The 22,410-nt window shown below is 46.3% G+C and carries 15 protein-coding genes and 6 tRNA genes; 5 read left to right on the plus strand and 16 right to left on the minus strand.

Annotated elements, in window-relative coordinates; translation table 11 throughout:
• Positions 1-165 precede the first annotated feature (165 nt).
• The 4 genes from Q4Q49_RS14555 to dapA form a co-directional block, all read right to left on the minus strand.
• Complete coding sequence (locus tag Q4Q49_RS14555; RefSeq protein ID WP_006082057.1) at positions 166-3,261, minus strand: efflux RND transporter permease subunit; 3,096 nt, start codon at positions 3,259-3,261, stop codon at positions 166-168.
• The gene (locus Q4Q49_RS14560; protein WP_259482200.1) at positions 3,258-4,340 is read right to left on the minus strand and encodes an efflux RND transporter periplasmic adaptor subunit; all 1,083 of its coding nucleotides are present in this window, start codon (positions 4,338-4,340) and stop codon (positions 3,258-3,260) included. The genes Q4Q49_RS14555 and Q4Q49_RS14560 overlap by 4 nt, the downstream gene beginning before the upstream one ends.
• A gap of 385 nt (positions 4,341-4,725) precedes the next feature.
• Complete coding sequence (gene bamC / locus Q4Q49_RS14565) at positions 4,726-5,823, minus strand: outer membrane protein assembly factor BamC (protein WP_259482199.1); 1,098 nt, start codon at positions 5,821-5,823, stop codon at positions 4,726-4,728.
• A 3-nt stretch (positions 5,824-5,826) separates the two neighbouring features.
• Entirely contained in the window at positions 5,827-6,711 is an 885-nt protein-coding gene (gene dapA, locus Q4Q49_RS14570) for a 4-hydroxy-tetrahydrodipicolinate synthase (RefSeq protein ID WP_006082060.1), read from the minus strand.
• Positions 6,712-6,883: 172 nt separating this feature from the next.
• Between dapA and Q4Q49_RS14575 the strand changes: the two genes are divergently transcribed.
• Positions 6,884-7,435, plus strand: a complete 552-nt coding sequence (locus tag Q4Q49_RS14575; protein WP_012089477.1) for a glycine cleavage system protein R — start codon at positions 6,884-6,886, stop codon at positions 7,433-7,435.
• A 3-nt stretch (positions 7,436-7,438) separates the two neighbouring features.
• A complete protein-coding gene (gene bcp, locus Q4Q49_RS14580) occupies positions 7,439-7,906 on the plus strand; it encodes a thioredoxin-dependent thiol peroxidase (protein ID WP_259482196.1) in 468 nt (155 codons plus the stop codon).
• Between the two features lie 245 nt (positions 7,907-8,151).
• Here the strand turns inward: bcp and Q4Q49_RS14585 are convergent, their stop codons facing one another.
• Positions 8,152-8,769 (minus strand): LysE/ArgO family amino acid transporter, encoded by a 618-nt coding sequence (locus Q4Q49_RS14585; protein ID WP_006082063.1) that lies wholly within the window; start codon positions 8,767-8,769, stop codon positions 8,152-8,154.
• 125 nt (positions 8,770-8,894) lie between these two features.
• On the opposite strand from Q4Q49_RS14585, the gene Q4Q49_RS14590 reads away from it, so the two are divergent.
• Positions 8,895-9,812, plus strand: a complete 918-nt coding sequence (locus tag Q4Q49_RS14590) for a LysR family transcriptional regulator ArgP (RefSeq protein WP_311999689.1) — start codon at positions 8,895-8,897, stop codon at positions 9,810-9,812.
• Between the two features lie 231 nt (positions 9,813-10,043).
• Here the strand turns inward: Q4Q49_RS14590 and htpX are convergent, their stop codons facing one another.
• On the minus strand, positions 10,044-10,907 hold the full coding sequence (htpX, locus tag Q4Q49_RS14595; protein ID WP_006082065.1) for a protease HtpX: 864 nt from the start codon (positions 10,905-10,907) through the stop codon (positions 10,044-10,046).
• Positions 10,908-11,193: 286 nt separating this feature from the next.
• Between htpX and pepE the strand changes: the two genes are divergently transcribed.
• Together pepE and Q4Q49_RS14605 are read left to right on the plus strand one after the other, a co-directional pair.
• The gene (gene pepE, locus Q4Q49_RS14600) at positions 11,194-11,907 is read left to right on the plus strand and encodes a dipeptidase PepE (protein WP_115334391.1); all 714 of its coding nucleotides are present in this window, start codon (positions 11,194-11,196) and stop codon (positions 11,905-11,907) included.
• 581 nt (positions 11,908-12,488) lie between these two features.
• Entirely contained in the window at positions 12,489-14,078 is a 1,590-nt protein-coding gene (locus Q4Q49_RS14605; protein ID WP_311999690.1) for a glucan biosynthesis protein G, read from the plus strand.
• A 576-nt stretch (positions 14,079-14,654) separates the two neighbouring features.
• Here Q4Q49_RS14605 and Q4Q49_RS14610 read toward each other — a convergent pair.
• The 10 genes from Q4Q49_RS14610 to Q4Q49_RS14655 all read right to left on the minus strand — a co-directional run bounded on the left by Q4Q49_RS14610 (position 14,655) and on the right by Q4Q49_RS14655 (position 21,933).
• Positions 14,655-14,741 (minus strand) — tRNA-Leu (locus tag Q4Q49_RS14610).
• Positions 14,742-14,881: 140 nt separating this feature from the next.
• Positions 14,882-14,968, minus strand: a tRNA-Leu gene (locus tag Q4Q49_RS14615).
• Between the two features lie 49 nt (positions 14,969-15,017).
• A tRNA-Cys gene (locus Q4Q49_RS14620) sits at positions 15,018-15,091 on the minus strand.
• 44 nt (positions 15,092-15,135) lie between these two features.
• Positions 15,136-15,211 (minus strand) — tRNA-Gly (locus Q4Q49_RS14625).
• A gap of 220 nt (positions 15,212-15,431) precedes the next feature.
• Complete coding sequence (gene pgsA / locus Q4Q49_RS14630; RefSeq protein ID WP_006082068.1) at positions 15,432-15,980, minus strand: CDP-diacylglycerol--glycerol-3-phosphate 3-phosphatidyltransferase; 549 nt, start codon at positions 15,978-15,980, stop codon at positions 15,432-15,434.
• A gap of 47 nt (positions 15,981-16,027) precedes the next feature.
• Positions 16,028-17,857: an excinuclease ABC subunit UvrC gene (uvrC, locus tag Q4Q49_RS14635; protein WP_311999691.1), complete on the minus strand. Its 1,830-nt coding sequence runs from the start codon at positions 17,855-17,857 to the stop codon at positions 16,028-16,030.
• A gap of 103 nt (positions 17,858-17,960) precedes the next feature.
• On the minus strand, positions 17,961-18,605 hold the full coding sequence (uvrY, locus tag Q4Q49_RS14640; RefSeq protein ID WP_006082070.1) for a UvrY/SirA/GacA family response regulator transcription factor: 645 nt from the start codon (positions 18,603-18,605) through the stop codon (positions 17,961-17,963).
• A gap of 420 nt (positions 18,606-19,025) precedes the next feature.
• A tRNA-Ser gene (locus tag Q4Q49_RS14645) sits at positions 19,026-19,116 on the minus strand.
• Positions 19,117-19,664: 548 nt separating this feature from the next.
• Positions 19,665-19,755: transfer RNA gene (locus tag Q4Q49_RS14650), tRNA-Ser, on the minus strand.
• A 180-nt stretch (positions 19,756-19,935) separates the two neighbouring features.
• Positions 19,936-21,933: a methyl-accepting chemotaxis protein gene (locus tag Q4Q49_RS14655; protein ID WP_311999692.1), complete on the minus strand. Its 1,998-nt coding sequence runs from the start codon at positions 21,931-21,933 to the stop codon at positions 19,936-19,938.
• Positions 21,934-22,410 lie beyond the last annotated feature (477 nt).

Genomic DNA, 22,410 nt, shown 5'->3' on the forward strand with positions numbered 1-22,410 from the left:
GTTACGCAATTTGGTAAAAGTAACGCTTAGTGTTTACTTAAATGGGGCTCCAAATTTGCTTTTCAAGGGCAAGGGCTAAAACGAGGTTCGAATGGCTAAAAATAAGGCGCTTGATGAATACCAAGCGCCTTATATGTGTGCTTTGAACATTAGCCGATGTAGGCGTTAGTCTTGGGCTAGTTCTTTTTCTAACTGTTGGGCTATGGCTTCGGGCGATCCACTGTTACGGGCAAAGAGTCCATAAGCGGCTGGGATCACGAAGATAGTGAATAGGGTTGCCAATAAAATCCCCGACAACACGACTACACCAATCACGAAACGGGTTTCAGCGCCCGCGCCTGCGGCCATAACCAAAGGCACAGCGCCAGCGGCGGTCGTGATACCTGTCATAAGAATAGGTCGTAAACGTTGTGCTGAGGCTTGGATAATCGCCTTGTCAAAATCAACACCTTTATCCCGCAATTGGTTCGCAAACTCGACAATCAAGATGCCGTTTTTGGCCGCCAACCCGACCAGCATAATAATGCCTATCTGACTGTAAATATTAAGACTCTGCCCCGTGAGCCACAAACCAATTAAGGCGCCCACGGTCGCCAGCGGCACAGTCAGCATGATCACCATAGGGTGAATGTAACTCTCGAACTGCGCCGCCAGCACGAGGAATACAATTCCCAGCGCGAGCAAGAACACGAAGTACATAGAGCTACCCGACTCTTGATAATCGAGGGATTGACCCTTATAGCTAATTACCGCCTCTGCAGGCAAATAAGCACGCGCCAATTGATTCATATAATCAAGGGCTTCACCTAGGCTATAACCATCTTCTAAACTGGCTTCTATGGTGATAGCGCGCATGCGGTTGTAACGGTTAAGCGAACTGGCGTCGGCAAACTCTTCCACCGTCACTAAGTTCGACAGCGGGATAAGTTCTTGAGTGCGCTCGGAACGTACATAGATGTTTTGCAGATCCGCTGCGGTATTTTGATTACCGCGCTCGCCTTCAATGATCACATCGTATTCTTCACCGTCACGCATAAAGGTCGTGACTAAGCGTGAGCCCAACATGGATTCCAACGTACGACCGATATTTGAAATCGATACCCCAAGGCTAGCCGCTCTATCTCTGTCGATGACGACGCGAAGCTGCGGCTTAGTCTCTTTATAGTCGTGATCTAAACCGAGTAATTTAGGATTCTGTGCCGCCTTTTGCATCATGATATCGCGCCAGCGGGCCAGCTCTTCGTAGCTTGGGCCGCCAATCACAAACTGCACAGGTTTACCGACGCCGCGGCCAAAGGCTTGGCGCATCACAGGAAACGCTTGCACCCCAGCGAGATCGGCAAGACGTTTGTTAATGTCTGCGATCACTTCTTTCACCGGGCGACGTTTACCCCAATCTTCCAGCACGACAATGGCCATACCGTTAGAGAAATCCGCCGAGCGGCCAAAGCCACGGGGAGCACGGATCAGCAGACGTTTGATATCCCCCGTGTCGACCAGCGGCATCAAACGGTTTTCCACCTCATTCATGTAGGATTCTATGTATTCGTAACTCGCACCTTGCGGTCCGTTGACCATCAAGAATAACGAGCCTCGGTCTTCCTGCGGCGCAAATTCCTGCGGCACTTTTTGGACCAAATAAGCGCTAGAGCCTAACGCGATCAACACCAAAACCGACATCAATAACGGGTGGGCCATGGCGGATTTTAACGACAATTGATAACGGTTTGACACTTTAGTCATGATGCCGTCGACCTTACGCACCAACCAAGAATCCTGCGAGCTCGGCTTGAGTAACTTAGAACACATCATAGGCGTGAGCGTTAGCGCGACTATGCTTGAGAACAGCACAGCCGCACTCATGGTTACAGCAAACTCTTTGAATAGTTTACCTAAGTCGCCCTCAAGGAAAGTGATTGGCATAAACACTGCCACCAAGACTAAGGTGGTGGCGATGACCGCGAAGGCCACTTCACGCGCACCGAGAAAAGCGGCTTTGAGCGGTGAGTCCCCTTCTTCGATACGTCTATGGATGTTTTCCAGCATCACAATCGCATCGTCCACCACCATGCCAATAGCGAGGATCATCGCCAATAAGGTCAAGAGGTTAATGGTATAGCCAAGCGCATACAGCACAATAAAGGTGCCGAGCAAAGACACGGGCACAGTGATCGCGGGGATCAACATGGCGCGCACACTGCCAAGGAACAGATAAATCACGATAATCACTAAGACCATCGCAGTGAACAGGGTTTGGTACACTTCTTTAATCGAGGCTTCGATAAACACTGAGCTATCGTAGCTGCGCTTAATGGACATGCCCGCTGGCAAGGTTGGGTTAATTTTATCAACCAGCGCATTCACCGCGCGCGCCACTTCCAAGGTATTGGCGGTTGACTGCTTAGACACGCCTAAACCTATCATCGCCTCTTTGTTACCACGGAACATAATCCGCTCTTCTTCAGAGCCTATTTCCACCCGCGCGACATCCCCCAGTTTAACTAAATAACCGTCTTCCCCTTGGGTGATCACTAAGTTCGCGAAATCTTCTGCGGTGCGATAACCCCGCTCGAGCCTCACCGTAAAATGCCGCTCCTTGGATTCAATCGAACCTGCGGGTAACTCGACGTTCTCGGCTCTAAGCGCAGCCTCTACATCGGCAACCGTTAAACTGCGCGATGCCAAAGCTTGTCTGTCGAGCCATATCCGCATCGCATACACTTTACCGCCACCGATACGCATCCGCGCCACACCATCGACCACAGAAAAGCGGTCGGCTAAATAACGGTTAGTGTAATCGGTCAATTCGAGGGTGGTCATTTGATCCGACACCAAATTGAGCCACATGATCACTTCATCGCCGCCATTGGCTTTTTGCACTTCTGGGGGATCGGCTTCCTCGGGTAAATTGTCGAGTAAGCCAGAAATACGGTCGCGCACATCGTTAGCCGCATCTTCAATATTACGGCTAATATCAAACTCTAAGGTGACGGATGAACGGCCATCACTGCTCGATGAACTCACGTGCCGAATGCCTTCGACGCCGCTAATCCTGTCTTCAATCAATTGGGTAATGCGGCTTTCCACCACGGCGGCACTGGCGCCGCGGTAGTTAGTGTCGATAGACACCACCGGCGGATCGATGTTTGGGTATTCACGCAGGGGTAATTTATCAAAGGAGACAAGCCCGAAAGCGACCAGCAGCAAGCTGATCACAGAGGCAAATACGGGACGTTTTACCGAGAGATCAGTCAGGATCATACACTTGGCTCCGCGCTCGTATCCGCAAGATAACTAAACTTTTCCGCGAACTCCGTTTGCACTTTATCCCCAGGATGGACTTTCAATAAGCCACGGATCACCACGTTTTCACCCAAGGCTAAACCGTCTAAGATCTCGACCCAACCACGGGTACGAATCCCGATAGTGACTTGTTTACGCTCAATCACATTGTCGGCATTAACGCTGTAAACAAAGTGATCATTTTGGATTGGGATAATAGCAGATTCTGGCAACATCAAGGCTTCGCGGCTACGTTTGATGAGTTTGACCTTCATCAACATGCCCGGTAATAAACGCAGCTCAGGATTGGGGATTTCGGCACGGACAATCACAGTGCGCGTCGTTGGGTTTACGCGGCTGTCAATCGAAGTCACTACGCCTTTGAAGGTAAAATCAGGGAACGCCACGGCTTTGGCTTCAACTTTCTTGCCCGGCGCTAAATCCTTAATAAAACGCTCAGGTACTGAAAAATCGAGTTTAATCTTAGAGATATCATCGAGCGTGGTAATTTCAGTGCCGGGCGACACTAAACTGCCGACACTGATTTGACGTAAACCTAAACGGCCATTAAAAGGCGCCAGAATACTGCGATCATTGAGTGATGCTTGCGCCTGTTCAAGCTCTGCGCGGGTGGTATCGATAAGGGTTTGTAATCTGTCGCGTTCTAACTCTGCCACAGTGCGGCTGGTGACTAACGAACTGATACGGTTGAATTCACGTTGATTATCACTGACTTTAACTTGCGCGGCTTTTACCTTAGCAATCTGTTCCGCATTTTGCAGTTGGACTAACAAGTCCCCCTTCTTAACTATGTCACCATCATCAAACTTAATCGCTGTCACTATGTCGGTGACTTTAGGGGTTATAGTCACTGATTCCGCGGCTTTGTTGGTGCCGATGGCTTCCACTTCATCGCGAATAGGTGCCATCGCGGCGGTGGCAATCACCACGTTAGGCATAAGATTAACTTGCGCTTTGGCAATCTCTTGCGGTTGCATGGCTTGATATCCAAACCATGCCGCAGCCAATAGGGCGATTATTAGAATAATTTTTTTCATCGGGCTTCCAAGGGATGACTCGCATTAATGACGGCTAGTTTACTCACCCACATCATCGCATCAATACGTTTTACTTTTTCTTACAAATTACGCCAATAATGCAAAATATGTGTAATTAAGTGTCTTTGGCGATATCAGTGGCATAACAACTAGAATGCAGTACGATAACAAGATTAATTAGTGATTCTTACCGCAGATAATAGATTAAACAGAACTTAACACTAAAACCACTCGATAAATATTGATATAGAGACAATTAAATCCTAAAACATCGTTTGCTTAGATAATCGTCAAAACCTGTTCTAATCTCAGCTAAACCACGATCCATAAATCGCAGCCAATAAAAAAGGGCGATAATTCGCCCTTTTCGCATCAATCGTTGAAATTAACGCAGCTTGCGTTCTTCTTTCATCAGGTTTGACAGTGACTGATACACATTGGTAACGATTTCATCGCTTAATGGCTGATCTTCAGCATCGCGGAGGAAGATCTTAGTGTCTTCAGGTGTATCACCATCTTCAAGCAGTAAACGGTAGCTGCCTTCTTTTAGCGCTAACTTATCGTCGCCCCACAATGAACTCCAGAAACCCGAGTTATCGTCAAACTTGATAAAGTACAATCCTTTCGCGCTATCCATATCGGCAATTTCGAAGCCCATTTCTGGCAGCACGATACGCAGACGATCCCACACTTGTTTGTACGGGGCTTTAGCAGACCAGTAGGCTTTGCCTTCTTCTGGCGTGACTAAATCAACATTGATACCTAAGGTTTGCTTCAAACGATTCGCTTGGATCGCTTGGTCACGTTTAACGCTGATGTACGCAATAGCACTGTTCAGCATATCAATCGTGTATCTTTGTTTATCTTCGCCACTTAATAACACGTTTTGTGCTTTATCGTCGTAAAACTCTTCGTGTTCAACTAAGTGAATAACGATATTCGCAGTACGACCATGTGGGCGTGTTTCCACATCAAAACGATAGCGTTGACGCAGCAGATAAACTTTATCTGAGCCCCACATGTTTGATTCGATCACTTCACGACTTTCGATCCAATCGGTTTCTATGCTGCCTTTTTCTACATCACGACTACGAACGGCAATCCCTTTTTGGGCCAAGAAACCGTCTAAGTTAGTAAAGATTTCTTGTTTTAAGTCCACCGAATTGTCGATAGATTCGACCACGATTTTAATGTTGTCGCTGCCCTCTTCCACGTGAGTACCTTCAGCCATAGGCAGCACTTGCAGTGGCGGGCGGATATCTAAACTTTTACCATAGAGTGAAGCATTGGCTTTAGGGCCTAATGCTGGCACATCGAATTCTTTATTGTAGGGCGGTGTTTTCAATCCGGCAGGGATCTTAAGCAAAGGTGCTTGCTCAGCCTGAACATAGTCTTCAGTACCGTTCGCTTGGCGACGCTCAAGTGGCGAACTACAGGCTGCAACGGCAGCAACTAAGATCAGTGGGGTGACTTTCTTTAACATTAATTATTTAACCTCTATCTGGGCACGAGTCATTGCTTCTATCAACAGACCATGACATTGCTCAGAAAGTTCAGTCAAAGGTAAACGAATATGGCCACATTCAATCAAACCCATGCGATGGGCAGCCCATTTTACTGGGATAGGATTGGCTTCACAAAATAGTGTGCTGTATAAACCGCGCAGTGGTGTGTCTATACTCAGCGCAAGCTCAGCATTACCCGCCAGCGCCGCATCACACATAGCTTTAAACGCTTGTGGCACTATGTTGTTAGCGACTGAGATCACACCATTACCGCCTAAGAGTAAGAACTCTCTGGCCGTCGCATCATCGCCGCTATACAAAAGGAAATCGTCGCCGCACAGTTCGCGCAGACGTTTTACACGGGATAAGTCACCGGTCGCTTCTTTCACGCCAATAATATTGCTAACGCTGACTAACTCGGCAACGGTTTCTGGCAACATATCAACGGCAGTACGGCCAGGGACATTATAAAGAATTTGTGGTATATCTGTGCTGGCAGCCACGGCTTTATAATGCGCAATCAATCCCTTAGGAGTTGGCTTATTATAATATGGCGTTACGCCAAGCATAGCGGCAACACCCACCTTAGATAAGGACTTGGTGAGCTCAACGGCTTCAGATGTGGCATTGGCACCATTGCCACCAATGACAGGAACGCGGCCCGCAGCAAATTTAACGGTTTGTGAAACGACCGTTACATGCTCAGACATAGGCAGAGTCGCTGACTCGCCAGTAGTACCAACGGCCACAATGGCATCTGTGCCTTGGTCAATATGGAATTCGACTAACCTTTCAAGACTTGCAAAATCTACTGAGCCATCACTGTTCATTGGCGTGATTAAGGCTACGATGCTTCCGTTTATCATCTGACTTTCCCCAAGATTTCAGGATTCGCTATGGTACTGATGCCAACCACTAATGACAAGCATTAACGGGGCTCTCAAATTGAATTAGTTATGGTAGCATTACATCCCGCACAAAAACTCAGCTTCAACCCTGAGTTTTCGCTCTATGATATCGAAAAAGTGAGGAAAATTCATGACCAATTTCCTGGTCGTAACAGCGATGGGTCTCGACCGTCCTGGACTCGTAAGTAAACTAGCTCGTCTTGCCAGTGACTGTGACTGCGATATCGTCGACAGCCGTATGGCATTATTTGGTAACGAATTTACCCTTATCATGATGTTGTCAGGCTCGTGGGCATCAATAACGAAAATTGAAAGCATGCTCCCCAGTCTCAGCGTTGAGTTAGAACTGCTGACGGTGATGAAACGCACCTCTAAACACACACCACAAAATTACCTTTCTCGCCTTGAAGTTCGCTTCACAGGTAAAGACCAGCGTGGCACGATTAAACGCATTACCCAGTTCCTTGCCGACAGGTCATTAGATCTGGCTGCAGTACGCTCTTTCTCTGAAGAATTACCTGACAGTGAGCAGACGCAAAACGTGTCGCTGACCATTAATATTCCTGAAAAAGTTGAACTAGAAAAGCTCGAACAGAGTATCTATCAACTCGCCCAAGATATGACCTTAGATTGCACTATTCGTCGTATGGAAGGCACAGCCATTTTAGAGGACAGAGGATAATAGATGAATACCTTAACGGCTGGGGCAAAAGCGCCTCAATTTGCCCTGCAGGATCAACATGGCACGTCAGTTTCACTGGCCGACAGCCTCAAGCAAGGTCCTGTTTTAGTGTACTTTTACCCTAAAGCAGCGACGCCGGGTTGCACAGTGCAAGCCTGCGGCCTACGTGACAGCAAAGCCGCGCTCGACAGCCATAATGTGACGGTATTTGGCATTAGCCCAGATCCTGTGGCTAAGCTGGCCAAATTTGCTGAAAAACAAGCGCTCAACTTTACCTTATTGAGCGATGAAGACCACAGTGTCGCCGACGCTTTTGGGGTCTGGGGTGAGAAAAAATTCATGGGTAAAACCTATGATGGCATCCACAGATTAAGCTTCCTTATCAATACCGATGGCACTATTGCCCACGTGTTCGATAAGTTTAAAACCAAAGATCACCATGAAGTCGTACTCGCGCAAATCGCGGGTTAATGGCTGATATGACGACTAATAAGACACGTCAAGCTGCTGCTTTAATCGGCAGTAAAGTGTAAACGTCGTCAGTTGATGTCGGTAGGCTGAATAAATAATCGGCAATCGATAACGAAAAGGTCCTGAAATCAGGACCTTTTTCATGAAAAATTTTCACTTTCATATCACAACATACTGTCTAACCGAGCAAAAAATCCGCAAAACCATTCAGCTATGTCCACATGTCATGGCATCTCAGCGTCGGTTTATCCTGCCACATAGGGCCAAATAATCGCGGCTGCAATACTCCACATGGTTAGCCATATAAAACGGTCAAGATAACGCCATGCTGCTGGGCGAGTAAAAATTGGCGCCAGCAAACGCGCACCAAAACTTAAGCCGAAGAACCAAATAAACGATGCCAATACGGCACCGGCGCCAAACCAAGGTCGATGTAAATCATCAAATTGAGTGCTGATACTGCCGAGCAACACCACAGTGTCGAGGTACAAATGCGGATTAAGCAGACTGATCCCAAGCGTAGTCAACACGGCCTTTTTGAAGGTATCGGCATTATCAGCCTGCTCCATCTCAATGCCCTTGGCCACAAACGACGCCTTGAGCGCATTTGCACCGTACCAGAGTAGAAACGCGGCGCCACCGAAACTCGCCACATGCTTAATGGTCGGGAAAGATTCAATAATGTGCCCCAGCCCCGCCACACCCGCAGTGATCATCAGCGCATCAATCATAGAGCAGAGCAAGGCAATAGGCAGTGTGTAAGAGCGCTTGATGCCTTGCTTGAGCACAAAGGCATTTTGCGCGCCCACAGCAATAATCAAACTGCCACCAATTCCCATACCTTGTATAAATGCCGCTTGCATAACCACCTCTCATGTTCGAAGAAGGCGCTAGCATAGTCAAAACAACAAAATTAATATAACTAATGTTTTTTATGTATCATAAGTAAAATTAATAACTATCAAATGCACATCGATTAAGGATGATTATGCTGGAATACGCCAATCTCAAAGCCCTCGCCGTTGTCGTCTCGGAAGGCGGTTTCGATCGCGCCGCCAAAGTGCTGCACATCACCCAGTCGGCAGTATCGCAACGCATTCGGCAGCTTGAGGAAAAAGTCGGTCAGTCATTACTTATTCGCTCCAATCCCGTGGTTGCGACACCCACAGGTAAACGTCTGCTGCGCCACTATTCACAGGTGCAATTACTTGAGAGTGAATTAAGAGCCGAGATGGACGCCGACGATCCCAATCATCCAACCACAGTGCGCATAGCTGTGAATGCCGACAGTTTAGCCACTTGGTTTTTACCTGCGCTGGCAGGCATGTTCAGTCGCCACGCTTGGTTATTGGAATTGATCGTCGATGACGAGTCTTACACCCATCATCTATTGAAAAACGGTGAAGCGGTCGGCTGCGTCACCACAACCGAAGTGCCGATGGCGGGTTGCAGCAGTGAGTTTTTAGGCACGATGGAATATTTGTGTGTGGCCACGCCCGAATTTGCCGCGCGCTATTTTGGTGAGCCGAGCGACACTCAGCCATTTTACGGCATTAGCCAAGCCCAGTTAGCAAAGGCGCCAGCAGTGGTGTTCTCCACCAAAGATAAGCTGCACGAGAAGTTTCTCGCCCAATATTTCAATATGACGCCAGGGCAATGGTGGCAACATACAATCCCCTCTTCAGAAAGTTTTTTAGAAGCGATTAACTTAAGCTTAGGTTATGGACTCGTCGGTCATCTGCAAGCTAAGCCGTTAATCGATCAAGGGATACTGATTGAGCTCACGCCAGAGCGACGCATGCGCGTGCCACTATTTTGGCAGCATTGGAATATCAAGGCGAAGCAAACGACACTGGTCTATCGCGCCCTTGCAGCAACCGCGCAACACAATTTGCTGCAGGTATGATTTGTTGCATCAAGAATGAACGCACAACCCGCATGAATCTTCAGCGATTTACCCGCGATGGTGTTTAACGCGGTGTGATGATTCCCATAGCGGCGCCTTTTTGCTTCATCAAATGTGAGTTAAATGGCAGGCATAAAAAAATCGGGCTCAAACCAAAGTTTGAGCCCGATATTCAGAGTCATAGATCTGATTGTAAGTGAGGCTTAAAACGTTAACCTAACTCACTCTTTATTAGCTTGCTCTTAACGCTGCAATACGTTTTTCTAATGGAGGATGACTCATCATCATTTCCGCCATTGAACGTTTGCCGTTAATACCAAAGGCAGACATTTGTGCAGGCATTGCCGTGCTTTCTGGACCTTGGCGTAAACGCTCAAGCGCAGCAATCATCTTGCCTTTACCCGCTAAACGGGCCGCGCCTTCATCGGCTTTGTACTCACGAATACGTGAGAAGTAAGCGACGATGATTGAAGCCAAGATACCAAATAACATATCCAACACGAAAACCACGGCCATGTAAGCAAACATGCCTAAACCTTCGCCTTCTTCATCATTGCTCGACACAAAGTTGTTAATAATGCCAGCAACCACACGGGCCGCGAAGATCACGAAGGTGTTAACCACACCTTGGATCAGTGTCAAGGTCACCATGTCACCGTTAGCAACGTGGCTCACTTCGTGGGCCAATACGCCTTCGATTTCATCTTGGCTCATGCCATATAACAGACCCGTACTCACAGCCACTAACGAGTTGTCTTTACTTGGGCCTGTAGCGAACGCGTTCATGTCGGGTGATTGATAAATCGCCACTTCTGGCATTTTAATCCCCGCTTGCTTAGCTTGACGGGCAACCGTCTCCACTAACCAACGTTCAGTACTGTCACGTGGGGTAGTGATCACTTCACAACCCATGGTCTTTTTCGCCATCCATTTTGAAATGGCTAAGCTGATAAAGGCCCCACCGAATCCAAAAATGGCAGCGAACACCAGCAGTCCACCCATAGTAGACGTGTTCACGCCTAGAATAGACATTACAATTGAGGCTACTAGCAACACAGCTAGGTTAGTCGCAATCAATAAAAATATACGCTTCATTTCAGCTCCTTTAGGGCAAGAATGTGCCATTTAACTTTGTTCAAAGACATAATATGTCCAAATCATCGAAATTCAAGTGGTAAAAGAAAAGAGTTTTTAAATTAGGTTATCTTTCTCGTATAAAGGCACTGTCTTTCATGGATCGAGAGTCTAGGGTCACTATATTAATCGAAACTTAAATCTAGCAGCTATCGGCGCTACAGCGCAATTCTGCTTTATTTCTCTATGTTTATCGGGATTAATCTTTGTTAACATGCCTGCACACTCCGAGATTTCAGGATACAAAATGACAATCAATGCCCTACTACTGAGCAGCTCTCGTGTCGGTGATACACCTTATCTTGCCCACGCGATCCCTTTTATTAAACCGCTTACCACCAACGCGCAAAAATGGATTTTTATCCCCTATGCTGGCGTCAGCATGAGTTATGACAATTATTTAGCATCTGTAGTGACAGGATTAAGTGAGCTTGAACTCGATATCAGTGGCATTCATCAGCATCCCGATCCTCAACAAGCGATAAAAGATGCCGACGGGATTTTAATCGGCGGCGGTAACACCTTTCATTTGTTGCACCAACTATATCGCTATGATCTGGTTACGCTAATTGGTGAACAAGTTGCCCTTGGCAAACCTTATATCGGCTGGAGTGCGGGTTCTAACGTATCGGGACTGAGCATTCGCACCACGAATGATATGCCCATCATCGAGCCGCCATCGTTCAAGGCATTAAACTTAGTGCCGTTCCAGCTAAATCCGCATTATTCCAATTACCAAGCACCGGGCCACAACGGTGAAACCCGTGCCCAGCGGTTATTAGAATTCACTAAGGTCGACCCATTAACCCCAGTGGTCGGCATAGTTGAAGGCTCAGCCCTGTGGCGTCAAGGAGACAAACTCTCACTCTTAGGTGACCAACCTGCGTATTTGTTCTGCGGAGAACAGCAAGAAATCCCTATCCCTGTGGGCAGCGATCTGTCGCACTTACTCAAGGCCTAATTTACTCAAGCCCTAATATTCAAGCTAGCAGCCGCATAGCGCATCTAAATAGGCTCACAGGAAAAACGGTGAGCCTCAGTTATTTATCTAGTCCTATCGCTTGAGCCCTAATGCGCTTGTCTGTTTTCTTCAAATCCTAACGTTAACGGTGCCTCGGCTCTGTAGCAACGCCACTCGATTGAATCAGTGCTAAGTTAGCTTAGCCAAGCGCGTTTTCACCACACTCTTTATTACCACTGAGCTATTACTACCACTGAGCAATTACTAGGTGTTACTACCACTGACTATTACTACCGCCGAGCACATTCGCAATTACTGTTATTGATATCTAAACAACACTGCAAAGTATCCAGAGCAGCACCTAAATAGCGCAAATCATAATTTATGTTACAAATATCCAGCTACACAGGTAAAATTACTGCTCGCCACAGCTATTCGAATCCAACAACTTAGGGCTTTGTCGCAGACAAATTATTAATAATTAGGGATTAAATAGTTCAAACATCTTTAGCTAGACTGAAACATATTGCATATCTGCCTATGAATCAGCGTCATTTTAGTAAGGAGTTTCCATTTTGCGAATGAATCATACGATGAATTACCCTACCGGTTATCCGGCATTACTCAAAAAACTACCTTTTTTCATCTTGACCGCCATCGTCTACGTCGTCGGCATGAATAACGTCAATGCCGCAGCGGCAGAGACAACCGGAGCACCTGCGCCTGCCCCAGAAAAAAAATCTAAAAATTTTACCCACGATACTGTAGTCGAACTCGCGCAACAACTGTCGCAAAAACCATTTAAAGAAGCCAAGAAAGCGCCTCAAGAACTAATCGATCTTGATTTTGCCACCTATGGCAAAATCAATTATCAAGAAAATGCCGCGATTTGGGGCGGTACACCCACTAAATTTTCAGTACAGCTTTTTGCTCCGGGTTTTCTCTATAAAAACCTCGTCGACATCGATGTGGTCGAAAACAGCAAAGCCATACCGATTGAACTCACTGAGGCCTCGTTCGATGTGCCCAGTGACGCCATCGAAAAACTCATCACCCAATTGGGTCAATATGCTGGCGTGCGTTTGCATTACCCCATCAATGACGATGAAGTAAAAGATGAATTCATCATGTTCCAAGGCGCGAGCTACTTTCGCGTACTGTCTAAAGGCCAAACCTATGGCCTGTCTAATCGCGGTTTAGCGATAGATGTCGCCCAGCCTAAAGGCGAAGAATATCCATTATTTAAGCGCTTTTGGGTTGAACGACCATCCAAATACCAAACGGCGATTGTGGTGCATGCCCTGCTCGACAGCCAAAGTGTCACGGGTGCCTATCGTTTTGGTATTTATCCTGGCGCACCTTCACGTGTCGAAGTGGATGTAACCCTGTTCCCACGCAAAGATATTCAACATGTTGGCCTTGCACCGCTAACCTCTATGTTCCTATTTGGTGGATTAGATAACTCGGATAAACCCGATTACCGCCCTGAAGTACACAACTCCGACGGTCTGCAAATCGATCGCGGTAATGGCGAGCGTCTATGGCGCCCCCTAAATAATCCCAACAAACTGCAAGTCAGCGCCTTTGCCGATGAAGATATTAAAGGTTTTGGTCTGATCCAGCGCCACCGCAAGTTTGAAGACTATCAAGATCTGAGTGCAAACTATCAACTTCGCCCTTCCGCATGGATTGAGCCACTCAATGATTGGGGCAAGGGCCAGCTGGTGTTGATTGAAATCCCATCGAGTGCTGAAACCAACGACAACATAGTCGCCTATTGGGAGCCACAAGGCGGCCTGAAGAAAGATCAACCCTATAAATATTCCTATCGTATGACGGCGTCAAACGACAGCCCTTCAATCGCGTCAAAGGCACGAGTGGTCCGCAGTTCGAAGGGGCAAGTGCTCAGCAAGGGTAAAGAGTTACTCGTCGACTTTAGTAATATCAAGCCACAAGATATTGATAAAATTAGTATCGATGCCAGCATCAACAAAGGCAAAATCTTGTCTACTCGGATTGTTGCCCACCCTGACATCAATGGTGCACGGGTATTTGTCAGCTTCGAACCAGAAAGCACCAATGTAGCCGAACTGAGATTACAGTTGAAGAAAGACGATAAACCTCTAGCAGCGACTTGGTTATACCGCTGGAATAGCGACGATTGGCAATAGAGCTTAATTAGTTCCCTTGCTTAGCGAGCATAAACCGACCCTATAGCGTTAATAAAAAGATAGGGTTAATAAAAGCGTCAGTCTTTACTGGCGCTTTTTTATGCCTAGGATTTTATCGATAGATGTTATTGATAGATTTTATTGATAGGTTTTCTATTCCTAGGTTTATCTCAAGCATAAATAGGTTAAACCAAAGCAAAAAACTCACGACCTGCGTTTCAGCCGAAATAATCTCACGCCTTATCGCTCTGACTTCTCTGCACAAAGAGTTACATCAGCATAGCTACTGGCTTGCTTCAAGTTGATGCTATCAGCTTCAAACGCACAGCTGCTGCATGATGCTATCAGTTTTCAGCACTCCCCTGACGAGCATCGCAGCATGAAGTCCTGCTAACTAAAGCTAGCGAGACTAGTCCAACACATTGATGACTATTTCTTATATCGAAAACGGTACGCCAAGCGTGTCAGTCAAGTTTGGCCTTAAATCTCTCGCGAACAACACTGACTAAATGTGGAAATCCAGATGCAAAAAAGCCCCAACTTTCGTTGAGGCTTTATGCTATTCATACATAATAATGGTACCCGAGGCCAGACTTGAACTGGCACGCTGTTACCAGCGAGGGATTTTAAATCCCTTGTGTCTACCGATTCCACCACTCGGGCAAACTCTGAATATCAATGACGGGAATCATGTCATAAATATTATTAACTCTATGTAGCTAACGCTTAATACAAAAAACAAATCTTTAATAAAATCCTATTGAAGCTTAGGATTTTATTTTTACCATTATTATAAAAAATAATGGTACCCGAGGCCAGACTTGAACTGGCACGCTGTTACCAGCGAGGGATTTTAAATCCCTTGTGTCTACCGATTCCACCACTCGGGCAAACTCTTTATATTAACGACGGGAATCATGTCATTAATACGTTCATCTATGGAGGCGCGACCCGGAGTCGAACCGAGATCGACGGATTTGCAATCCGCAGCATAGCCATTCTGCCATCGCGCCATAGTTGCTAACTCGGATTAACCAGAATCAGACTTCAAGAATATTGGAGCGACATATCGGGTTCGAACCGATGACCTATACCTTGGCAAGGTATCGCTCTACCAACTGAGCTAATGTCGCATTTTGCTTTACTATTTACTCAAGTAAATAAGGTATTGTATTTCACCTTATCAACTGAGCGAATATCACATTTCAATATTCAGTAGCGTTAAGATTTTGTTTTCACATCGTCTCTTGTCTACGGGGTGGCATTCTACCGATTTACCACCCAGTGTCAACCGCTGTTTTATCGATAACTTACTGCTTGCACACTAAATAATCTCTTTGATTTTTTATTGCACTATTCAGCAGTCAGATCTTTCCAAGCGGCTAAAATGTAACTCATCATTGACCAAAAAGTTAATACTGCAGCGATATATAACAGCACAAACGCGGCATTGGTCATTAAAGGATTGTATTGCCAAATCAGGCCAATAATCGCCACCATTTGCGCGGCAGTCTTATATTTACCAATCCAAGACACGGCGACAGTGCCACGTTTACCAATTTCAGCCATCCATTCTCTCAACGCTGAAATGACAATCTCGCGGCCTATCATAAACAGTGCTGGCATCGTCAGCCAGATATTGGCGTATTGATCGACTAACAGCACTAAGGCTGTGATCACCATCAACTTGTCAGCGACTGGATCGAGGAAAGCACCAAAACGGGTTAATTGCTTCAATTTACGGGCAGCATAACCATCTAATGCATCCGTTAACGCCGCGAGCCAAAAAGTAAAAGCGGCAACAAAAGGGGTCCAGTCGTAGGGTAAATAAAACAGCACCACAAAGATGGGCAGTAAAAAAAGCCTGAAAAGAGTTAATGCTATAGGTAAGTTAAACGGCATGATCAAACCAGTTAGTCAAAAGCAGCGCCAATCTTGCCTTAATTTTATCACCCTCGCAATGCATCATGAATGGTTTGTGCCATTTCTATGCTGATCCCTGGTACTTTGACTAATTCCGCCACACTTGCCGCTTTCACTTCTTGCAACCCACCTAAATGCTGTAACAAAGCTTTACGGCGTTTAGGGCCAATTCCTGGAATAGATTCCAATGTGGAAGTATTGCGGGTTTTCAGGCGACGATTACGATGGCCAGCTATCGCGAATCGATGGGACTCATCGCGAATATGTTGAATAAGGTGCAACGCAGGCGAATCACCTTCGAGGGAAAAGCTGGTTTCTGTATCCCCTAAGATTAAGGTTTCGAGCCCAGGTTTACGGCCCTCGCCTTTCGCCACCCCAATGAGCTGCGGTGCTTTATCTAAATGGACAAACTTTTCATCCACTATCTTCTGGGCGATACGCAACTGCCCAAGTCCACCATCGATAAACAAAATGTCAGGGATTTTACCGCCCGCCTCAATCTTATCGAAACGTCGACTCACCGCTTGCTTCATTGCCGCGTAATCATCGCCCGGTGTAATACCCTCGATGTTATAGCGACGATATTCGCCTTTATGCGGCCCTTCCCGATTGAACACCACACAGGAGGCAACCGTGCTCTCCCCCATGGTATGACTGATATCGAAACATTCCATCCGTTGAATAGGCGTACTCAATTCAAGGATTTCCTCAAGTAACACAAAACGCTGTTCGACCGTGTTTTTATGGGACAAGCGCGTAACTACGGCATTCGTCGCATTGGTCACCGCTAACCGCAAGAAGCTTGCCCTGTCGGCGCGCACATTAGTCTTAATCGAAAACTTTTTATCTAGCGCCTCAGAAACCGCCGCTTCGAGTTCATGTAATTCTTCAAAGTTGTGGCTAATCACCACTTCTTTTGGGATCGTGCGTTGAATATCCGCATTTAAATAAAACTGCAGGATGAAAGAGCGCAGCACTTCGTCCATATCGGTTTGGGCCGGCACAGAAGGATAATAGCTGCGACTACCAAAAATTTTACCCTCGCGGATAAACAGCAAATGGAAACAGGCGATGCCCGACGAATAATGCACACCGATGACATCCATATCGCCTTTATTATTCGATACTTCCTGTTGTTCGGCGACTTTACGCAGCGCCATGATCTGATCGCGAAATCGTGCAGCTTGCTCATAAGCTTGTCGCTCAGCCGCAAGCTCCATTTTGTCAACCAAGGCGCTGATCACTTGCTGATCTTTGCCCTTTAAAAACAGGCTGGCGAGTTTCACTTGCTCGTCGTAATCAGCGTTGCTGACTTTACCCACACAGGGCGCGCTACAACGGGAAAGTTGATATTGTAAACAGGGGCGTGAGCGAGACTTGTAGTAAAGGTCGTCACATTGACGAATTGGAAACAGCTTCTGCATTAAATGCAGGCTTTCACGCACGGCGCCGCCGTTAGGATAAGGGCCAAAATAGTGGCCTTTTTCCCGCTGCGGACCACGATGATAAGCAAGCCTTGGGTGTTCGTGCTGGCTTAACAGTATGTAAGGATAAGATTTGTCATCACGCAATAAAACATTGTATTTGGGCATGTATTGCTTGATGTAATCATTCTCAAGCAACAGAGCATCGGTTTCGCTGTGGGTCAGCGTCACATCAATATGGTGTATATGCGAGACTAAGGCTTGGGTCTTAACATTAGCGAGGTTTTTACGAAAATACGAGGTAAGCCGTTTTTTGAGATCTTTGGCTTTACCCACATAAATGACGTCATTCTTGACGTCATACATGCGATAAACCCCAGCGGAGGATGAAACCGTACGTAAAAAACTTTGGGCGTTAAATTCATTCGACATCATTTACACCCACAGTTTTGCAGACTTAACACAGACAACATAGCAACATTTAACCCACGAACTCACTCGACTCAAGCCATCGAACAACGCAATCCACTTTCCATTAAAAATGGCCAGCATCCAACATTTTATAGCGAATAGCTAACCGCGTTAGCTCGACATCACCACTGATCCCCAGTTTAGCAAATAGGCGATAACGGTAGCTGTTAACGGTTTTAGGGCTTAAGTTCAGCTGCTCAGAAATATCGTTCACCTTCTCGCCGTTGGTGATCATCAACATGATCTGTAACTCACGTTCAGACAAAGACTTAAACGGGTTTTCATCGGCGGGATTAAACTGACTCAGCGCCATCTGTTGGGCAATTTCAGGGGATAAATAACGCTGGCCGCGAGAAACCTGACGTATCGCCTGCAATACTTCCGGCGGCGTCGCCCCTTTCGTCAAATAACCCGAAGCGCCAGCCTGCATGACCTTGCTCGGGAATGGATCTTCCGTGTGCACAGTCAACACAATAATTTTAGCATGGGGTTGATAACGCAGAATTTTTCGAGTGGCTTCCAGTCCGCCCATCCCAGGCATATTCATGTCCATTAAGATCACATCAGCTTCGTTTTGGCGAGCCCACTGCACCGCAGTCTCACCATCAGGGGCTTCGCCCACCACTTTGATCCCACGTTCATCTTCCAAGATGCGGCGGATCCCAGTTCTCACAAGCTCATGATCGTCAACCAAATATATCGAAATCAACTTAACCCACCTTTTACAATTTACAGCTCGATCCGCGCGTTAAACAAAGCAACACAGCAGACGGATAACGAGTTCATAAGGCTAATTTAGCCCAACAACCCCATTTCGCAAAGCATAAATTCAACATTGTTAACTAGATGATATTTAAAGAAAGGATTCCAGAATAGCATACCAATAAAAAGCGTTTAAAAACGAAGCAATAACCCAAGCATTATCAACCTAAAACCCTTGTTGAATCGATAGTAAAGCATTTAGCAAATCGGTTGTTTTTTCTTCAAGACAAGCAGAAAAGCCATCGATGCAGATGATCTTTCCCGTGACATTTGACGAAGGAGCTGCGCTTAGAATGAGAAGTCTGGAGTTCAAACTGCACAAATGCAAAAACGCCGCTAATAAATTAGCGGCGTTTTTGACTAAATATGGCGGAGGAGTAGGGATTTGAACCCTAGGTGGGCTATAAACCCACGCCGGTTTTCAAGACCGGTGCATTAAACCACTCTGCCACCCCTCCGAACGAGCGAGATAATAGCGATCTCTACTGCCACTGTAAACTTAAATTTATGCTTAATCGTGTTAATTGACTATTTCATATTCACTTAGGTCAAAAGCAGTTAAACAGTAAAGGGCTTGAATGGATAAACGACGACTCACATCAAGCTTTATATATTTTGCTCAATCACACTGCTTTATAAATAAAGTAGCAGATTGAAGTCAATCAACAACAAAGCACTCTCAGGAAGGATATACCCGCGATAAATAAAATCCAGTCAGCACACGTCAAAAAGACATACAGATGAGTTCTGGATCAACTAACTTAAATGCAAATAGGTAAATAGGTAAATAGGTAAATAGGTAAATAATTTATGAGTCGCTGAATAGCGTTAAAAATGAAGTGTTGGGACGAGAAGCCCAAGGTGATAACTGCATAAACGTAAAAGGCCATCATTGCTGATGGCCTTTTCCGTGAAATATGGCGAAGGAGCTACGCTTAGAATGAGGAGTCTGGAGTTCAAAATGCAAAAAAGCCGCTAACAAATTAGCGGCTTTTTTGACTAAATATGGCGGAGGAGTAGGGATTTGAACCCTAGGTGGGCTATAAACCCACGCCGGTTTTCAAGACCGGTGCATTAAACCACTCTGCCACCCCTCCGAACGAGCGAGATAATAGCTATCTCCTACTCCGCTGTAAACCCTTAATTTAAAAAAGCAATCTACATGGTCAATCTACATCCAATCCGCTTAAAAATATCGCGAAATTCAACCTATCTTGGAATCCCTTGTCGGTTGAAGCGCCACTTCAAGGTGACCCACAACCCGCCATTTATCAGGATTAAGCTCGATTGATGTTGATTAAACGGTCGGATAATTTTTGCATCTCAAGGCTTAACGCATCGAGCGCGGTCGCATCGAGAGAGTTATCTTCACTAATGCTATTAATCCGCACCGCCAACTCATTGATCTCCTGAGTGACTTGGCTTTGTTGCTGAGCGGCTAAAGCAATTTGCTGAGCTCGCTGCGAAATATCATCGAAACTTTGTACAGTACTCGATAAAGAACTGGCCGCTCCCTCAGCCTCAGCAACTGCGTGGACAGTGCGGGACTCACCTGTTTGCATCGCTTGTACCGCAAGCCGAGATGCTGATTGCAAAGCATTAATCATGGTACTGATTTCATTGGCGGAATCTTGAGTACGACCAGCAAGAGTTCGCACTTCATCGGCAACAACCGCAAAGCCGCGACCCTGTTCCCCCGCCCTTGCCGCTTCTATTGCAGCATTTAACGCTAACAGATTAGTTTGCTCTGAAATCGCCTTGATCACATCCAATACGGCGCCCACTTTCTGGCTATCTTGAGCCAACTGGGATATCACCTTGGTCGCATTGGCGATCTCCCCCGCTAATGCCTCAATCGAAGCATTGCTGGATGCCACTCGGGTTTGTCCTTCCCGCACCACAATTAAAGAGGATTGCGCCGTTGCAGCACAATCGTTAGTGTTATTCGCCACTTCCATCGCGCTTGACGACATTTGTGTTATCGCCGCGGCGAGTTGCGCACTCTCAAGCCGCTGCTGTTCTGCACGTTGGGCTAACCTATGGCTAAGACCACTTAATTGCGTTGCCTCAAACTGAACTTTCTTCGCCTCTTGGGTGATCAAATCTAGCATTGCCCTCAGTGTACCCGCATAGGTATTTACAGCTCGACGCAAAGCGCCAATTTCATCATCCCGCTGAATTTGCAGCTCGACATTGGCGCCCAAATTACCGCTCCCAAGGGAAGCAATTTGATCTGTGGTTTCCTCAAGCTGCGCCAACAGTTTTTTACCCGACAACCAAGCCAAATAAAGTAAAATGGCGAGCAAGGGTAATAAAAACAACAAAATATCAAAGGTCAGCTCACGGGCAAGCCCTGTGACTCGGGTCTTTGGCGTCACAAGACCAATCACCCATCCGGTATCAGGCATCACAAAAAGGCTTACCTCGCTCGCCTGATTGAGTCTTCCATCCTTATCTAAACTCACAGAAATTACGTTATTAATTGAGGTTTGTTTGAGCGCAGCTTCAACGGGGGCAAGCCAAGGTAACTGCCCGACGAGATCGGTAAAGCGCAGCATAGTGTCGGACTTATTCGCTTCAGGAAAATGTAAGATATTACCCGCTTTATCTAAAGCGAAAGCATAGCCGTCAGTTACATTGCCATGTTCTGTTAGAAATTTTGCTAAATCATCAAGTTTCAAATCTATTGTTGCGACCCCAGCAAATGTCCCCGTCAGACGATATGGCACACTGCATGTCACCATCGCCACTTTTGTAACGGTATCCTGATAGGCTTCAGACCATAAACACTGAGATACAGAACTCGTGCGTGCCCCTGTATACCAAGGATCATTGTGATAGCCAGGGCCAGATTGCGCATTATAGTCATCTGAATAAGCCAGCAAATTATCGCTACCACGGGCCCAGAAAAAACTATGACGGGTGCTGCCAGCGACAAATTTATCAGGCTCAGGCCAAATCCCGCCGCCAGCGATAGTGAGATCGCCATTGTTATCAATTAGATTGGGTAAGGAATTAAGATAAAGAGCTTGCTCGTGGGGTAGCACTTCTGCAAGGCGTGCAAGGCTTAAAGTAATACCCTCAATGCTGGCAAGCTTAAGTGCGAGTTGCCTCACGATACTGCTACCGGTTTGCTCAATTAACTCCTGACTCGCCGCCACTACTCTAGGTTGCCCCCTCAGTGACATCACACCAAAAACGGCAAGTCCGGTCAGTAAAAGCAGTACTATGCTGCCCATAGTGAGGCGCTGCGAAATACGTGTTGGTAACCACATAGCTTTCTCTACTTAAAATAAGTCACCCAGATGGGAGAATTGCTCGGCCGTATGACCCAAGATTGTCGAGAATCATACGTCGCACCATCCTAGTGCAAATTTTAAAGGCCATAAAAACCATTAAGTTGGCCACGGATTTGAGTGTAGACCATAAATAGAAAGAGTGAACTAAAATGCCGCTAATCAGCCACAGTAACGCAGCTTTGAATGAAAACATGGGATTCAAATTGCATAAACAAAAAAGGCCACCATTGCTGATAGCCTATCTCCTGAATATGGCGCAGGAGCTGAGCTTAGAATGAGGAACCTTGGTTCTAATCATACAAACAAAAAAGACCATCATTGCTGATAATGCCGATCGTTTTAAGTAGTTGAACGATCTTTCAAGGGCTTCATAATCAGCCGCAACCTAAGTTGCGGCTGATTTTTTATGTCTGAATTTTCTAAAGAGCTACTCGTTACTGCGGAATTTTGCCA

It is taken from the genome of Shewanella sp. SP1S1-7, from assembly GCF_031932105.1.
GTDB lineage: Bacteria > Pseudomonadota > Gammaproteobacteria > Enterobacterales > Shewanellaceae > Shewanella > Shewanella baltica.

Coding starts and splice junctions, on each gene's coding strand:
- Q4Q49_RS14555 (WP_006082057.1), bottom strand. CDS start 3,261: ATGATCCTGACTGATCTCTCGGTAAAACGTCCCGTATTTGCCTCTGTG.
- Q4Q49_RS14560 (WP_259482200.1), bottom strand. CDS start 4,340: ATGAAAAAAATTATTCTAATAATCGCCCTATTGGCTGCGGCATGGTTT.
- bamC (WP_259482199.1), bottom strand. CDS start 5,823: ATGTTAAAGAAAGTCACCCCACTGATCTTAGTTGCTGCCGTTGCAGCC.
- dapA (WP_006082060.1), bottom strand. CDS start 6,711: ATGATAAACGGAAGCATCGTAGCCTTAATCACGCCAATGAACAGTGAT.
- Q4Q49_RS14575 (WP_012089477.1), top strand. CDS start 6,884: ATGACCAATTTCCTGGTCGTAACAGCGATGGGTCTCGACCGTCCTGGA.
- bcp (WP_259482196.1), top strand. CDS start 7,439: ATGAATACCTTAACGGCTGGGGCAAAAGCGCCTCAATTTGCCCTGCAG.
- Q4Q49_RS14585 (WP_006082063.1), bottom strand. CDS start 8,769: ATGCAAGCGGCATTTATACAAGGTATGGGAATTGGTGGCAGTTTGATT.
- Q4Q49_RS14590 (WP_311999689.1), top strand. CDS start 8,895: ATGCTGGAATACGCCAATCTCAAAGCCCTCGCCGTTGTCGTCTCGGAA.
- htpX (WP_006082065.1), bottom strand. CDS start 10,907: ATGAAGCGTATATTTTTATTGATTGCGACTAACCTAGCTGTGTTGCTA.
- pepE (WP_115334391.1), top strand. CDS start 11,194: ATGACAATCAATGCCCTACTACTGAGCAGCTCTCGTGTCGGTGATACA.
- Q4Q49_RS14605 (WP_311999690.1), top strand. CDS start 12,489: ATGAATCATACGATGAATTACCCTACCGGTTATCCGGCATTACTCAAA.
- pgsA (WP_006082068.1), bottom strand. CDS start 15,980: ATGCCGTTTAACTTACCTATAGCATTAACTCTTTTCAGGCTTTTTTTA.
- uvrC (WP_311999691.1), bottom strand. CDS start 17,857: ATGTCGAATGAATTTAACGCCCAAAGTTTTTTACGTACGGTTTCATCC.
- Q4Q49_RS14655 (WP_311999692.1), bottom strand. CDS start 21,933: ATGTGGTTACCAACACGTATTTCGCAGCGCCTCACTATGGGCAGCATA.